The sequence below is a fragment of the Mycolicibacterium anyangense genome, assembly GCF_010731855.1.
GTDB classification, from domain to species: Bacteria; Actinomycetota; Actinomycetes; order Mycobacteriales; family Mycobacteriaceae; genus Mycobacterium; species Mycobacterium anyangense.
This window is the reverse complement of the sequence record NZ_AP022620.1, coordinates 5,183,330-5,198,438: the sequence shown is the minus strand read 5'-3', so window position 1 is coordinate 5,198,438 and position 15,109 is coordinate 5,183,330. Positions and strand designations below refer to the sequence as shown.

Annotated in this window: 15 protein-coding genes; 3 read left to right on the top strand and 12 right to left on the bottom strand. The window is 67.6% G+C overall.

The window, feature by feature from the left end:
• Positions 1 to 25: 25 nt before the first annotated feature.
• The 3 genes from rpsG to G6N35_RS24500 form a co-directional block, all read right to left on the bottom strand.
• Entirely contained in the window at positions 26 to 496 is a 471-nt protein-coding gene (gene rpsG, locus G6N35_RS24510; RefSeq protein WP_059015889.1) for a 30S ribosomal protein S7, read from the bottom strand.
• Positions 496 to 870, bottom strand: a complete 375-nt coding sequence (gene rpsL / locus G6N35_RS24505) for a 30S ribosomal protein S12 (RefSeq protein WP_007167812.1) — start codon at positions 868 to 870, stop codon at positions 496 to 498. Before rpsL ends, rpsG begins: the two co-directional genes overlap by 1 nt.
• A 316-nt stretch (positions 871 to 1,186) precedes the next feature.
• Positions 1,187 to 1,819, bottom strand: a complete 633-nt coding sequence (locus G6N35_RS24500; RefSeq protein ID WP_163806933.1) for a TetR/AcrR family transcriptional regulator — start codon at positions 1,817 to 1,819, stop codon at positions 1,187 to 1,189.
• 119 nt (positions 1,820 to 1,938) lie between these two features.
• On the opposite strand from G6N35_RS24500, the gene G6N35_RS24495 reads away from it, so the two are divergent.
• Positions 1,939 to 2,352, top strand: a complete 414-nt coding sequence (locus G6N35_RS24495) for a DUF3060 domain-containing protein (RefSeq protein WP_163806931.1) — start codon at positions 1,939 to 1,941, stop codon at positions 2,350 to 2,352.
• 9 nt (positions 2,353 to 2,361) lie between these two features.
• On the opposite strand, the gene G6N35_RS24490 is transcribed toward G6N35_RS24495, so the two are convergent.
• The 4 genes from G6N35_RS24490 to G6N35_RS24475 all read right to left on the bottom strand — a co-directional run bounded on the left by G6N35_RS24490 (position 2,362) and on the right by G6N35_RS24475 (position 6,562).
• On the bottom strand, positions 2,362 to 3,195 hold the full coding sequence (locus G6N35_RS24490; RefSeq protein WP_163806929.1) for a crotonase/enoyl-CoA hydratase family protein: 834 nt from the start codon (positions 3,193 to 3,195) through the stop codon (positions 2,362 to 2,364).
• On the bottom strand, positions 3,192 to 3,908 hold the full coding sequence (locus G6N35_RS24485) for a PaaX family transcriptional regulator C-terminal domain-containing protein (protein WP_163807908.1): 717 nt from the start codon (positions 3,906 to 3,908) through the stop codon (positions 3,192 to 3,194). Before G6N35_RS24485 ends, G6N35_RS24490 begins: the two co-directional genes overlap by 4 nt.
• Before the next feature lie 26 nt (positions 3,909 to 3,934).
• A complete protein-coding gene (locus G6N35_RS24480) occupies positions 3,935 to 4,870 on the bottom strand; it encodes a crotonase/enoyl-CoA hydratase family protein (RefSeq protein WP_281357046.1) in 936 nt (311 codons plus the stop codon).
• 63 nt (positions 4,871 to 4,933) lie between these two features.
• Positions 4,934 to 6,562, bottom strand: coding sequence for an acyl-CoA dehydrogenase family protein (locus G6N35_RS24475; RefSeq protein ID WP_163806928.1), 1,629 nt, complete (start codon positions 6,560 to 6,562; stop codon positions 4,934 to 4,936).
• Between the two features lie 62 nt (positions 6,563 to 6,624).
• Here G6N35_RS24475 and G6N35_RS24470 point away from each other — a divergent pair, with 62 nt between their 5' ends.
• Positions 6,625 to 6,960 carry a cupin domain-containing protein gene (locus G6N35_RS24470; protein WP_246224500.1) on the top strand — a complete coding sequence of 112 codons (336 nt, stop codon included), beginning with the start codon at positions 6,625 to 6,627 and terminating at the stop codon, positions 6,958 to 6,960.
• 17 nt (positions 6,961 to 6,977) lie between these two features.
• On the opposite strand, the gene G6N35_RS24465 is transcribed toward G6N35_RS24470, so the two are convergent.
• Positions 6,978 to 7,487: a MarR family winged helix-turn-helix transcriptional regulator gene (locus tag G6N35_RS24465; RefSeq protein WP_163806924.1), complete on the bottom strand. Its 510-nt coding sequence runs from the start codon at positions 7,485 to 7,487 to the stop codon at positions 6,978 to 6,980.
• A 58-nt stretch (positions 7,488 to 7,545) separates the two neighbouring features.
• Here G6N35_RS24465 and G6N35_RS24460 point away from each other — a divergent pair, with 58 nt between their 5' ends.
• Positions 7,546 to 8,688 (top strand): FUSC family protein, encoded by a 1,143-nt coding sequence (locus G6N35_RS24460; RefSeq protein ID WP_163806922.1) that lies wholly within the window; start codon positions 7,546 to 7,548, stop codon positions 8,686 to 8,688.
• Position 8,689: 1 nt separating this feature from the next.
• On the opposite strand, the gene G6N35_RS24455 is transcribed toward G6N35_RS24460, so the two are convergent.
• From G6N35_RS24455 to G6N35_RS24440, 4 genes are all read right to left on the bottom strand, one after another.
• Complete coding sequence (locus G6N35_RS24455) at positions 8,690 to 9,532, bottom strand: extracellular catalytic domain type 1 short-chain-length polyhydroxyalkanoate depolymerase (protein WP_163806920.1); 843 nt, start codon at positions 9,530 to 9,532, stop codon at positions 8,690 to 8,692.
• A 2-nt stretch (positions 9,533 to 9,534) separates the two neighbouring features.
• Positions 9,535 to 10,290, bottom strand: a complete 756-nt coding sequence (locus tag G6N35_RS24450; RefSeq protein ID WP_163806918.1) for a deoxyribonuclease IV — start codon at positions 10,288 to 10,290, stop codon at positions 9,535 to 9,537.
• A 122-nt stretch (positions 10,291 to 10,412) separates the two neighbouring features.
• A complete protein-coding gene (locus G6N35_RS24445) occupies positions 10,413 to 11,057 on the bottom strand; it encodes a dihydrofolate reductase family protein (protein ID WP_163806916.1) in 645 nt (214 codons plus the stop codon).
• A gap of 82 nt (positions 11,058 to 11,139) precedes the next feature.
• Complete coding sequence (locus G6N35_RS24440) at positions 11,140 to 15,096, bottom strand: DNA-directed RNA polymerase subunit beta' (RefSeq protein WP_163806914.1); 3,957 nt, start codon at positions 15,094 to 15,096, stop codon at positions 11,140 to 11,142.
• Between the last annotated feature and the right edge of the window lie 13 nt (positions 15,097 to 15,109).

Genomic DNA, 15,109 nt, shown 5'->3' with positions numbered 1-15,109 from the left:
CCGCGCAACGGTGCGCGGGTCGGTGTCACCAGCGGTAGTGCGCGAAGGCCCGGTTCGCCTCGGCCATCTTGTGGGTGTCCTCGCGTCGCTTGACGGCGGCACCCAGGCCATTGCTGGCGTCCAGGATCTCGTTGGCGAGCCGCTCGATCATGGTCTTCTCACGGCGCTGCTTGGAGAAGCTGACCAGCCAGCGCAGAGCCAGCGTGGTCGAGCGGTCGGGACGAACCTCGACGGGCACCTGGTAGGTGGCGCCACCGACACGGCGGCTGCGGACCTCGAGGGCCGGCTTGACGTTGTCCATGGCCCGCTTGAGGGTCACGACCGGATCGGTGCCGGTCTTCTCGCGCGCCTGCTCGAGGGCACCGTAGACGATGCGCTCGGCGAGGGACTTCTTCCCATCCAGGAGCACCTTGTTGACCAGCTGGGTCACCAGCTGCGACCCGTAGACCGGGTCGTTGACGAGGGGACGCTTGGGAGCGGGGCCCTTGCGCGGCATTAGCTCTTCTCCTTCTTGGCGCCGTAACGGCTGCGGGCCTGCTTGCGGTTCTTGACACCCTGGGTGTCCAGCGAGCCGCGGATGATCTTGTAGCGGACACCGGGGAGGTCCTTCACACGACCACCACGCACGAGCACCATCGAGTGCTCCTGCAGGTTGTGACCCTCACCGGGGATGTAGGCGGTGACCTCGACCTGGCTGGTCAGCTTCACGCGCGCAACCTTGCGAAGCGCCGAGTTCGGCTTCTTCGGGGTGGTGGTGTACACGCGGGTGCACACACCACGGCGCTGCGGGCTGCCCTTGAGGGCCGCGGTCTTCACCTTGGCGATCTTGTCGCGGCGACCCTTGCGGACCAGCTGCTGAATGGTTGGCATCTACCGGCTTTCTGTCTCTCGTCGTCTTTCGGCGGTCTTCAAGTCTCTGTACTGCACTTTTCGCCCTGCCGCGTACCCCGCGTCCGGGCGTGTCGCACGCGCTGAGCACCGGTCGAATCCGATGCATACTGGACATGCGAATTTGCCCGGCGTGCGCGCACGCGTCCCCGCGAGCGCCCCTATTGGCCAGGCACGAGCTCCCACAATACCAGGCTCCGCACGCCCCTCCAAACTCGGTGTACGGGGCTTTTCGAGGGCCTTACCGCAGGTCAACGCAGGAATGTCGGCGTTGGTTCCCGCAACCCCCTGAACTGCGTCAGCCGCCGGCACCGTTGCGGTGGGCCATCCCGACCGCCAACCGCAGCACCATATCGGTGAACACGGCGTCGGTGTCCACCTCGTTCATGACCCCGGTCATCTCCAGCAGGACGAAACCGTGCAGGGCTGCCCAGAACTCCAGGGACGCGTAGTAGGCGTCCTCGCCGTCCAGGCCGTAGGAGGCCAGGACCTCGATGACCGGCGCCGCCGCCGCGTGGGAAGCCGCGGTGAACTCCGGGTCGTCACCCTCCAACGGCATCCGGGTGAACGCCGAGTAGCGGCCCGGGTGGTGATGGGCGTAGCTGCGATAGGCACTGGCCATCGCCATCACCGCGTCGTCGCGGGTGCGCCCCTGCCCCACCGTGCTCAGCATCTGCAGGATGTCGTCGATGACGTGCATACGGACGGTCCGGCGCAGGTCTTCGAGACTGTGGACGTGGTTGTACAGCGAGGGACCCTTGGTCCCGAGCTGGGTGGCCAGCGCGTTGATGGTCAGCGCATCCCAGCCTTCCCGGTCCAGGAACGTCAGCGCCGCGTTGACGATGACCTCGCGGCTGAGTTTGGCCGAGCGCGCCGACGACCGGGTCCCGGCGCGCGACCGCCCGCCCGCGGATGCCGGTTGTGATGTCATGCCCTGGCCCTTCAGTTCTGCGATCAGCGAAGAACTCTAGTTGACGTCAGCACCGACACGTAGGCTCCAACCGTCGAGCCGAGCTCGTGACCCCACCAAGTCAGTAAGGAATAGCGCCGATGTATACCCCCACCTTGGCCGCTGGAATCGGAGCGCTCGCCGCCGGGATCGTGGCCGTGACCGTAGCCGGCTGCGGCTCCAACAGCACTGACACGAATTCGCCGACGGCCACGGCGGGCAAGTCGGGCGCTCAGGTCGAGGTGGGCAACACCATCAACTACGGCTCGTTCGGCACTACCACCGAGATCGACTGCGCCGACGGCAAGTCCCTCAACGTCGGCGGGTCGAACAACACCCTGACGGTCAAGGGGTCTTGCGCGTCGGTGAACATCGGCGGCGCGGACAACAAGATCGTGTTCGAGAAGGTCGACAAGGAGCTGTCGGTGGTGGGCCTCAACAACACCGTCACCTACAAGGGCGGCGATCCCAAGGTCAACAACCTCGGCACCGGGAACACCATCAACAAGGGCTGAGGCCGCCGCTCAGGCTCTGGCCCCGTGTCGGCCGGCACCACCGGCGAAGCGCTGAGCACCGGCCAGGGATTCAGCGGCCACCCGGGACAGACTGCCGAACTCGACATCCATCGCCTCGGCTTCGGAGTGGCCCCACTGCTGGATGGCCGATAGGCGGTCCGCCCTGAGGCATCCCTGCGGCAGAGCGGCCAGGTCGGCGGCCAGTTCCTCGGCGGCCTGCCTGGCCTCCCCTTTTCCGACGACCCTGTTGGCCAGCCCGATCGCGAAAGCCTCCTGGGCGTCGACGGCGCGCCCGGTCAGGATCAGGTCCATCGCCCGGCCGTGTCCGATCAGCCGGGGCAACCGCACCGTGCCGCCGTCGATGAGCGGCACTCCCCAGCGCCGGCAGAACACCCCGAACACGGCGTCTTCTTCGACCACCCGCAGGTCACACCACAGCGCCAACTCGAGGCCGCCGGCCACCGCGTACCCACTCACGGCGGCGATCACGGGTTTGGACAAGACCATCCGGCTCGGGCCCATCGGTGCGGGTCCATCACGGTGCGTCGGGTTGCTGTTCGTGGTGCCAATGGCCTTGAGATCAGCTCCGGCGCAAAAGGTTCCGTGGTCACCCCAGAGCACCGCCACCAATGCCGAGTCATCGCGGTCGAATTCGTCGAACGCCTCATGCAGGGCGATGGCCGTCGGACCGTCGACCGCGTTGCGGGCGTGCGGTCGGTCCAGGATCACCGTGGTGACCGCACCGTTGCGCTCAACGCGGACCGATTCCCCGGTCGCTGCGCTCCTGCCCTCCGGAACCGATTCCCCGGCCGCTGCGCTCCTGCCCTCCGGAACACCACTCATCTCGTCGCCTCCAGCTGTCGTGCGTCATCACGTCGCGCCACCAGTTCGGCCGCGAAGTCCAGGTAGGCCTGCCGCAACTGCGCACCGGGCCAACCGGAGGGCAGCAGTTCCGCAGGCAGGACGGGGTCAGCGAGTAGGTGGCGCACGATGCCGGCGGCGGCGGTGAATCGGCCGGGAATGTCTGCAGCCGAGGCCATCTCGGCCAGCAGCCGATGCCCGGTGGACGACCATGAGTCGAGGTCCCACAACCGCGATGCCAACTGCGCAGGGGCGTCGTCACGGGCCTGCAGCACCCGCACCCGTTCCACGATTTCGGCGGGTAGCTGACCGGAGAGATTGTCCGGCCGCAGCCATACTCCCTCGCGCAGTTCACCGAACCGGTTGTTCTGCAAGCAGTTCCGCAAGGACGCACGGGCCCGCGGATCCATCCCCACGGCGGTGATGACCAGCGTGGTCCAGGTGCCGTCCCAGTCCCGGGTCCGCGGGTCCAGTGCGTCGTCCTGTCGGCGCTGGCGGGCCAGCAGCCGGTCGGCGAGCCGGTATCCATCCTCGGACCGCACCAGGTCACCGGCCCCGACCATCCGCGTCAGCGCAACCCGGAGCGTCTGCTCACGGATCCCGAAATCCGATGTCAGTCGCAGCAACTCGGCCGGCGTGGCCCACGCCGGGTGGGCACCCAGCAGCACCGAGAGCACCACCGACCGGGCGGTCATCCGGGACAGCGACGGCGCCACCGTCCTCACACCCCGGAGGTGCTGCGGCCGTGGTCACCGAAGGGTTCGTCGCGATGCCGGACCGCCGACCGGAATCCGTGCTCGCGGGCGTCGGCGACGAAGGCGTGCCCTTCGGGGGTGTGCCGGGCGATGCCGTCGAAGACGGTGCTGACCATCCGGCTGGTCGCCACACCCTGTTGGTAGAGCGCGCTGTTCATGGCGAGCTTGACCATGATGAGCTGGTTGACCGGCACCGCGGCGATCCGCTCGACCAGCCGCTCGGTGCGCTCGTCGAGGTCCTTGGCCTCAGGCGCCTCGACGGCCAGGCCCCACTCCGCGGCCTGCGCGCCGGTGATGCAATCCCCGGTCAGCAGAAGGCGTTTGGCGCGCTGGTCGCCCAGGCGGTGCGCCCACAGGCCGGCCGCCGGCACGCCCCATACCCGGGTCGGCGGGTAGCCGATCTTGGCGTCGGCGGCCGCGATCACCTGATCGGCGTGCAGCGCGATGTCGGTACCGCCTGCCACGCAGTAGCCATGGATCTTGACCACCGTGGGCTTGTCGGCGTGCATCAGGCTGGCGAAGCCCCGGACGAACCGGCTCATCATCTGGTAGTCGATCATCGGGTCCCAGGGTTGGTTGGGCAGGTGGTTGACGGCTTGGGTCTTACCGTCGAGCACCGTGCCCGCCCGCTCGGATCCCCCGGCCGACCCGGTGCCGTCGGCATAGGCGGACAGGTCGAACCCGGCGCAGAAGCCTTCGCCGCGCCCCGACACCAGGATCACGTGGACGTCTTGATCGAGGTCTGCCCGTTCCACCAGCGCCGCCAGCTCCAGCGGGGTGTCCGCGACAATCGCATTGCCCTTCTCCGGGCGGTTGAAGGTGATCCGCGCGACGCGGTCGGTGACCTCATAGGTCATCGTGTTGAGAGTTTCCACGGTCACCCTTCCTGCGAGCAGACGCAAAATCGCATCATCGGAGCCGAATTCATGCGATTTTGCGTCTGCTCGGCGTCACGACCACCGCGATCATCCCTTCACCAGGCAGCGCTCCAGGATCGGTGCGAGGTCCAATCCGGTGGGCAGGGTGCCGAACGCGCCGCCCCAGTTGCCGCCCATCCGGGTCGCCAGGAACGCCTCGGCCACTGCGGGATGGCCATGACGCACCAGCAGCGAGCCCTGCAATGCCAGGCAGATGTCCTCGGCGACCTTGCGGGCCCGGTACTCGACGGCGTCGGTATCCCCCAGTTCGGCCCGAAGCGTGGCGACATGGACGTCGAGCCTGGCGTCTTGACCGGCGGTGGTCGCCAGTTCGTCGAACAGCACGGCGATGCATTCGGGCCGAGTTGCCATGGCGCGCAACGTGTCCAGCGCGCTGACGTTGCCCGAGCCCTCCCAGATCCCCATCAGCGGCGCCTCGCGATAGAGCCGCGGCATGCCGGATTCCTCGGCGTAGCCGTTGCCGCCCAGGCACTCCATCGCCTCACCGGCGTGCGGGGTGGCCCGCTTGCACACCCAGTACTTGGACGCTGCCAGGCCGATCCGCCGCAGTAGTGTCTCCCGCTCGTCGCCACGAACGGCCGCGTCGGTGGCGCCGGCCATCCGCATCGCGACGATCGTGGCGGCCTCCGCCTCGACCGCGAGGTCGGCCAGCACGTTGCGCATCAACGGTTGATCAATCAGGTAGGCGCCGAACGCCTTTCGATGCTGGGCGTGATGAACCGCCCGCGTCAGGCCGTTGCGCATGCTGGTGGCACTGCCCAGTGTGCAGTCCAGCCGGGTCAGGTTGACCATCTCGATGATGGTCGGCACACCGCGGCCCTCCTCGCCGACCAGCCACGCCACCGCGCCGTCGTATTCGATCTCACTGGAGGCGTTGGCGTGATTACCCAGCTTGTCCTTGAGCCGCTGGATGAACATCCGGTTGCGGCTGCCGTCGGGCAGCACCCGCGGCAGCATGAAACAGCTCAATCCGCCGGGCGCCTGGGCGAGCACCAGGAAGATGTCGCTCATTGCCGCCGAGGTGAACCACTTGTGGCCGGTCAGCGAGTAGCTGCCGTCGCCGTTGGGTACGGCCTGGGTGGTGCCGGCGCGAACGTCGGAGCCGCCCTGCTTCTCGGTCATCGACATCCCGGCGGTGATGCCCGCCTTGGTGGCAGGCACTTTCAGCTCCGGGTCGTACTCGCGACTGGTCAGCAGCGGCTCGTAGACGGCGGCCAGCTCCGGGTTGTGCCGCAGCGCGGGGACGACGGCGTAGGTCATCGAGATCGGGCAGACGTGCCCGGGCTCGGGCGTCCACACCCCCATCTTCGCCGCCCGGACCACGTGGGCGCCCGGACGCTCGTCGGCCCACGGGGCGGCGTGCACACCGTGGGCGATCGCCGTGCGCATCAGCTCGTGATAGGCGGGGTCGTATTCGATCTCGTCGACCCGGTACCCGTAGCGGTCATGGGTATGCAGGATCGGCTGATTGCGATCGGCCAGATCACCCCAGCGCTGGGCCTGGGCGCTGCCGGCCAGGGCCCCGAGCTCGGTGACCTCCTCGAGCCCCCACTGCCCGCCTTCGCGGATCAGTGCCTCGATGAGGACCGGCGAGTTAGCCGGATTGTGGTCCACCAGCGGGGGGACCTGGTTGGTGACGACATGCGTGTCCGACATTCCACCACTGTTACATTTTTCGGACAGTCGCACAAGAACCGTAATATGGCATGCTGATTGCCGTGAAGCTGAACTCCGTGGTCCACGCGTCCAGCCAGTGGCTCGAGCACGAGCCGGTGCCCGCCGAGCAGTCACACGGCGGCAGCCCGCACACCGGTGTCGCCGAACTCGGCCGGTTCGGCGGACTCGAGGTCGGGGTCTGGGAGATGACGCCCGGAGTGATGAGTGATGTCGAGGCCGACGAACTGTTCGTCGTGCTGACCGGTGCGGCGACCGTCGAGTTCGACGACGACACCCCCACCATGACACTGGGCCCAGGTGACGTGGTGCGACTGGCCGAGGGAGCGCGCACGGTATGGACAGTCACCGAGACGCTGCGCAAGGTGTATCTGACCTGACTCCGACACGTGCGGGTTCAGTCGCCGAGCGTCGCGCAGATCCTCCGGAGTAGACCGGCGAGGGTGGCTCGCTCTGCATCGGTGAGACCGGCGATCATCGCCTCGTCGTCGGCAAGGCGGCGAGGCATCTCGGTGTCGACCACCGCCCGTCCGGCATCAGTGAGCGCGAGCAGGACCACCCGTCCGTCCCGCTCGGACTTCTGCCGTTCCAGTAGTCCCCGGCCGGCGAGGCTGTCGGCGATCTTGGTCACCGATGCCCCGCTGAGCAACGTTGTGGAGACGACTTCGCTGGCCCGAAGCGGGCGATCGACCCGGGCCAGCGCGCCGAGCACGGCGAACTCGGAGCGCGTCACGCCGTGCCGTTCCAGGTTCGAATCGAGCCGTTGGCTGCAGATCGAGGCGATGCGCTGGATCCGCCCCAGGATGTCGATGGGCGCCGTATCGAGGTGCGGGTAGGCCGCCGCCCATTCCGAGCGAATCCGATCCACGGTGTCGCTGAGCGCACTGGCTTCGACACGTCTGGACACCCGGCCATCCTAAGCACGACGAATCATTTCACTAGTAAAATAGTGATAAATTATCTCGATGCCCGCTTCGCTCGCTCAGCAGCTCGGCCCCACGTACCGCGCGCTGCGCCACGCGGTCCGGCCGACGACCTGGCGCGGCGCCCTCAACGGCGACCTGCGCAAAGCCGGAGTGGCCGTACCCCTGCGGGTCGGTGCCGCGGTGGCCCTGATGTTCGTGCTTGGCGGATTGACCGGTCACCACGACGTGGCCGGGTTCGCCGCCCTCGGTGCTCTGGTCGCAGCGTTCTGCCGGCCCGATCCCTATCCGGTTCGCGTCGGCCGGCTCGTCGTCCTCAGCATCATGATCATCTCGTCGATCGCGGCCGGCGCAGCGTTGGGCGCGAGCAGCGCTTCGGCGGCCGTCAGCGTCGTGGTGATCGCCCTGATCGCTGGAGCCGCAGCATTTTTCGTCTCTGCCCTGCACATCGTCGGCCCCGGTGCGGTGGTGTTCGTCTTCGGCGCGGTCGGTGCCGAGGCCTTCGCCCGCACCACCGGCGATGTCGCGCACGCAGTACTGGCGTGCGCCATCGGCACCGTGACTGGGATGATCGCCGCACTGGCGCCCTGGCTGCTGAACCTGACGTGGCGCGCAGCGACCGGGCGGCCCGCCGCGACCACCGGCTCTCACCCTGCCCGCCGCGAATCGATCGCGGTCACGCTGCTGCGCGCGCCGCATTCCACGCTGGTCACGAGCAGCGCTCGGATCACCATCGCGGGCGCCCTCGGCGCGGCCGTCGCGCTCGCCTTCGGCCTGCCCCACTACATGTGGGCGGCGATGGGCGCGGTGGCCACCATGCAGGGCGTGGCCTATCACGTCGCGGTCCACCGCGGTGTGCAACGTCTGCTGGGCAATATCGGTGGTGCGTTGCTGGCCGCTGGTCTACTGGCCCTGCCGCTCGGGTACTGGGGCACTGCCGCTGCCATCGTCGTCTTCCAGGTCTGCGCCGAGATCGCCTCGACCGTCAACTATGCCTTGACCTCACTGGCCGTGACTCCGATGGCGTTGCTGCTCACCGGCATTGGCGCAGGCTTGACACCCGCAGCGGCCGTCGACCGGGTTCTCGACACGCTGGTGGGCGTCGTCGTCGGCATCGTCGTAGGCGCTCTCACCATCAGTGGTACCGACAGCGAGCACCTGCGCACCGCCGGTGACCAGCCCTGACTCAGCGCGGATGCGCGGCGAAGAAATCCCAGATCGTCTGTGTCGCGAACGGCGGCCACTCGTGACCGCCGCCGGCGACGGTGATCAACTCGACGCTTCGCCCGCTCGGGCAGTTCGCCGTCGATGTGGTCAGTGCACCGTTGACCGTCACCGCCGGCGGCGCGCACTGGTCGACACCACGCCAGAAGGCGTTGACATCAGGCACCGGTGGACCGTCGATGTTGGCGATGCCGGCACCGGGTCCGCCGTCGTAGCGGATCATCCGATCGCCGGTGCCGTGGACATGGATGACCGAGGTCGGCGACGGCGCTGAGCAGCTGTCGAGCTGGGTAGCCGAGTCGGGCCCGATCGCCGCGAAAACCGCTGTGGTGCAGGCGAGTCGGTAAGCCATCATGCCGCCGTTGCTGATGCCGGTGGCGTAGATCCTGGTGGGGTCGATGCCGATGTTGCCCGCGATGTCGCGCACCGCGGCGGTGATGAAGGCGACGTCGTCGACGTTGTCGCGGCCGGGGCGCCCGCAGCATCCTCCCCCGGAGTTCCACGCTCGATTCAGTCCGTCGGGATAGGCGACGACGAACTTGGCCTGCTCGGCCAGTTGATTCCAGCCGTAGGACCGTTCGGCTTGATCGGCGCTGCCGAAGCCGCCGTGCAGCATGACCACCAGCGGCGCTGCCGGGGGCAGGCCGGCGGGCAGGTAGAGCCGATAGGTGCGATCGAGGCCGCCGACCGAGATGGTGTGTGCGGTGGCCCCGGGCGTGAACGGAGCCGGGGCGGCCAATCCGGACGCGGCGCAGGCGGAGACGAGGAACAGGATCCCCAGCAGCGCGACGACTCGGCTCCGCATCCTCAACCCGGCACGTTGTCGCGGAGGAAGGCGATGTCGTTCTTGCGGCCGTCGTCGGCCGTCTCGCAGATCACCGGTGCACCCGCCGCGGTGACCACGGCCACCAGCAGCTGCGGATCGATCTGTCCGGCGCCGAAATTGGCGTGCCGGTCGGCGCCGGAACCTTTGGCGTCGCGGGAGTCGTTACAGTGCACCAGGTCGATGCGGCCGGTGATCGCCTTGATCCGCTCGACGGCGTCGATCAGCTCCTCGCCGGCCGCCCAGGCGTGGCAGGTGTCCAGACAGAACCCGATGCCGGTGTCGCCGATGCGGTCCCACAACCGGCCGATGGTGTCGAAATGGCGCGCCATGGCGTGGTCGCCGCCCGCGGTGTTCTCCAGGTACACCGGCACGTCGGTCTGCAGTTGAGCCAGCGCCTTGACCCAGCGCTCGAAGCCGGCCTCCATGTCGTTGTCGTCGGCGTGGCCGCCGTGCACGATCACCGCGGTCGCACCGACCTCGGCGGCGGCGTCGCAGGTGTCCTGCAGGATCTTGCGCGACGGAATGCGCACCCGGTTGTTGGCCGAGGCCACGTTGATCAGGTACGGGGCGTGGACATAGAGCGGGATCGGCGAGCGGCGCAGCATGTCGGCGTCCTCGCGGGGCTTCGGTTTCTTCCAGCTCTGCGGGTCACCGAGGAAGAACTGCACCGCGTCGGCCTCGTCGTCCAATGCCCCGGCCAGCGGGTTGTCGGAGCGAACATGGGAGCCGATCAGCACGTCGGCCAGTCTAGGCGGGGCCGCCAGGCTGCGCCTCCCCGGCCGACCGCCGCCATCGGCGAGCAGACGCAAAATCGCACGAAAATGACTCTGCCAGTGCGATTTTGCGTCTGCTCGAAACGTCAGCGCCAGAAAAGGTGATGGATCACACCGCTGGGGCTGGGCACCACCTCGTGGCGGTAGCGATCATCGAGTTCGTCCGGCGATTCCCACAGCCGCGAGCCGGCTCCGATCTCCACGTCGGCGACCGCCACGTGCAGCGTGTCGACCAGGCCGGCGTCGAGGAATTGCCGGACGGTGCTCGCCCCGCCGCCGAGCCGGACGTCCTTGCCGTCGGCCGCATCCTTGGCCTGTTCCAGGACACTCGCCGGATCACCGGAAACGAAATGGAAGGTGGTATCGGACAAGGTCAACGCTGGCCGCGCGTGGTGGGACATCACGAACACCGGGGTGTGGAACGGCGGCTCCTCGCCCCACCACCCCTGCCAGTCGGGGTGGTCGTCCCACGGGCCGCGGTAGGGACTGAACTTGTTGCGGCCCATGATCTCCGCGCCGATGTTGTTGAAGTAGTCACGGGTGAAGTAGTCGTCGAGGCCGCGGTCACCGCCGGGCTCGCGGCGTCCCACCCAACTCGCCGTCGCGCCCACCCACGCGAACAGGGCCGGCTGGTCGGCATCGCCGAACGGACGTTGCAAGCACTGGTTGAGCCCGGCGCCGAACCCGTCGCGCGACAGCATGAAGTTCTGAACTCTGAGCAGTTGGGTCACAGGTAAGTAGACCGCGGCCGGTTGCCGAATTCATCGCAACGAAAAAGCCCCCGGGCGAACCCGGGGGCTATTTCGTTCGTGACTAGCGGTAGTCGCTGTAGCCGTAGTCGTCCAACGGCACCGCGGCACCGGTGGCCTGGCCGAAGTCGGGGCTGTAGTACTGATCCTCGTAGGACGGGATCGTGTACGCGGCGGCCCGCGCCTCTTCGGTCGGCTGCACCTGGATGTTGCGGTAGCGGTTGATACCGGTACCGGCCGGGATCAGCTTGCCGATGATCACGTTCTCCTTCAGACCCTGCAGCTTGTCGCTGCGGCAGTTGATCGCCGCATCGGTCAGCACGCGAGTGGTCTCCTGGAACGACGCCGCCGACAGCCACGAATCGGTGGCCAGCGACGCCTTGGTGATACCCATCAGCACCGGACGGCCAGCCGCGGGCTCGGCGCCCTCGGCAACCACCCGACGGTTCTCGGCCTCGAACTCGCCGCGCTCGGTCAGCGAACCGGGCAGGAACTCCGTCGCACCCGAATCGATGATCGTGACGCGCCGCAGCATCTGCCGGACGATGACCTCGATGTGCTTGTCGTGGATCGACACACCCTGCGCCCGGTAGACCTCCTGGACCTCCTTGACCAGGTGGATCTGCACCTTGCGCGGGCCCTCGACACGGAGCACCTCGTGCGGGTCGGCCGAGCCCTCCATGAGCTGCTGGCCAACCTCGACGTGGTCACCGTCGGCCAGCAGCCGCTCGGTCCCGTCGTCGTGCTTGAACACGCGCAGGCGCTGACGCTTGGACAGCTTGTCGTACACGACCTCCTCGCCCCCGTCGTCGGGAACGATGGTGATCTTGTAGAACTTGTCGCTCTCCTCCAGGCGAACCCGCCCGGCGACGTCGGCGATCGGAGCCCGGTTGCGCGGGATACGCGCCTCGAACAGCTCCTGCACACGCGGCAGACCACCGACGATGTCGGCGCCACCGGTAACACCACCCTGGTGGAAGGTACGCATGGTCAGCTGCGTGCCGGGCTCACCGATGGACTGTGCGGCCACGATGCCGACCGCCTCGCCGATGTCGACCAGCTTGCCGGTGGCCATCGACCGGCCGTAGCACATCGCACACACGCCGGAGGCGCTGCCGCAGGTGAGCACGGAGCGCACCTTGACCTGCGAGATACCGGCCTCGAGCAGCGCGTCGATTGCCGGGTCGCCCAGATCGTGGCCGGCCTCGACGATGACGTTGCCCTTCTCGTCGACCGCATCGGCGGCCAGCGTGCGGGCGTACGCCGAGGTCTCGACGTGCGGGTCCCGGATCAGGGTGCCGTCGGCCTGACGCTCGGCCAGATCGACCAGGATGCCCCGCTCGGTGCCGCAGTCGTGCTCGCGGACGATGACGTCCTGAGACACGTCGACCAGACGACGGGTCAGGTAACCCGAGTCGGCGGTACGAAGAGCGGTGTCCGCCAGACCCTTTCGGGCACCGTGGGTGTTGATGAAGTACTCCAGCACCGTCAGGCCCTCACGGAACGAGGACTTGATCGGGCGCGGGATGAACTCACCCTTCGGGTTCGTCACCAGACCCTTCATGCCGGCCAGGGTGCGAGTCTGGGTGAAGTTACCCGTCGCGCCGGACTTCACGATCGTGATGATCGGGTTGTCCTCCGGGTAGTGCGCCTCCAGGGCCTTACCGACCTCTTCGGTGGCTTCCTTCCACAGCTCCACCAGAGCGTCGTTGCGCTCCTGGTGGTTCAGGGCACCGCGCTGGTACTTCTTCTCGATCCCGTCGGCCTCGGCCTCGTAACGCTCCAGGATCTCCTGCTTCTCCGGCGGCACGATGACGTCGGCCATCGACACGGTGACACCCGAACGGGTGGCCCAGTAGAAGCCGGCATCCTTGAGCTTGTCGACGGTCTGCGCAACCACGATCATCGGGTAGCGCTCGGCCAGATCGTTGATGATCCGCGCCTGGACCTTCTTGTGCATCTGCTCGTTGACGAACGGATACCCCTGCGGCAGAAGCTCGTTGAAGATCACCCGACCCAGCGTGGTCTCGGCGGTCCAGGCATCGCCCGGGCGCCAGCCGTTCTCGCCGAACAGCTCGGTCTCGACCTCGTGCGGCGGACGCAGCTGCGTCAGGCGCACCTTGATCTGAGCGCGGACACTGAGCACGCCACGGTCCATCGCCATGATGGCCTCGGCCGGGCTCGAGTACACGCCAGTCTCCGGTGCGTCGGTACCCGCCGGGGCGTACTCGCCCTTGCTGCCCGCGACATGGGTGGTCAGGTAGTACAGACCGGTGACCATGTCCAGACGCGGCATGGCCAGCGGCTTGCCCGACGCCGGCGACAGGATGTTGTTGCTCGACAGCATCAGCACACGGGCCTCGGCCTGCGCCTCGGCGCTCAGCGGCAGGTGGACTGCCATCTGGTCGCCGTCGAAGTCGGCGTTGAACGCCTCACAGACCAGCGGGTGCAGCTGGATGGCCTTGCCTTCCACCAGCTGCGGCTCGAAGGCCTGGATGCCCAGGCGGTGCAGCGTGGGTGCACGGTTCAGCAGCACCGGGTGCTCGGCGATGACCTCTTCGAGGACGTCCCACACCTGCGGACGCTGACGCTCGACCATGCGCTTGGCGCTCTTGATGTTCTGCGCGTGGTTCAGGTCGACCAGACGCTTCATCACGAACGGCTTGAACAGTTCGAGCGCCATCAGCTTGGGCAGACCGCACTGGTGCAGCTTGAGCTGCGGGCCGACCACGATGACCGAGCGGCCCGAGTAGTCGACACGCTTGCCGAGCAGGTTCTGACGGAACCGGCCCTGCTTGCCCTTGAGCAGATCGGACAGCGACTTCAGCGGACGGTTGCCCGGTCCGGTGACGGGGCGGCCGCGGCGGCCGTTGTCGAACAGCGCGTCGACCGACTCCTGAAGCATGCGCTTCTCGTTGTTGACGATGATCTCGGGCGCACCGAGGTCGATCAGTCGCTTGAGCCGGTTGTTGCGGTTGATCACGCGGCGGTACAGGTCGTTGAGGTCCGAGGTGGCGAAGCGGCCACCGTCGAGCTGGACCATCGGCCGCAGCTCCGGCGGGATCACCGGAACGGCGTCGAGCACCATGCCCATCGGCGAGTTGCCGGACTGCTGGAAGGCCGCGACGACCTTCAGCCGCTTGAGGGCACGGAGCTTCTTCTGTCCCTTGCCGCTGCGGATGACCTCGCGCAGCGATTCGGCCTCGGCGTCGATGTCGAAGTTCTGGATGAGCTTCTGGATCGACTCCGCGCCCATCGAGCCTTCGAAGTACTCGCCGTAGCGGTCGACGATCTCGCGGTAGAGGTTCTCGTCGACGATCAGCTGCTTGGGAGCCAGCTTGGTGAAGGTGCTCCAGATCTCGTCGAGCCGGTCCAGCTCGCGCTGGGCCCGGTCACGGAGCTGACGCATCTCGCGCTCGCCACCGTCGCGCACCTTGCGGCGCACGTCGGACTTGGCACCCTCGGCCTCGAGTTCGGCCAGGTCGGCCTCGAGCTTCTGGGCGCGGGCCTCCAGGTCGGCGTCACGCTGATCGGCGACGGCCTTCTTCTCGACCTCCATCTCGGCTTCGAGGGTGGAGAGCTCGTTGTGGCGCATCTCGGTGTCGACCGCGGTGATCACGTAGGCCGCGAAGTAGATGATCTTCTCGAGATCCTTCGGGGCCAGGTCCAGCAGGTACCCGAGGCGCGACGGGACGCCCTTGAAGTACCAGATGTGGGTGACCGGGGCGGCCAGCTCGATGTGGCCCATCCGCTCGCGACGCACCTTGGCGCGAGTGACCTCGACGCCGCAGCGCTCGCAGATGATGCCCTTGAAGCGGACGCGCTTGTACTTGCCGCAGTAGCACTCCCAGTCGCGAGTCGGTCCGAAGATCTTCTCGCAGAACAGGCCATCCTTCTCCGGCTTGAGCGTGCGGTAGTTGATGGTCTCCGGCTTCTTGACCTCGCCGTAGGACCAGTTGCGGATGTCGTCCGCGGTCGCCAGACCGATGCGGAGTTCATCGAAGAAGTTGACGTCTAGCACGTAACTCCCTTTC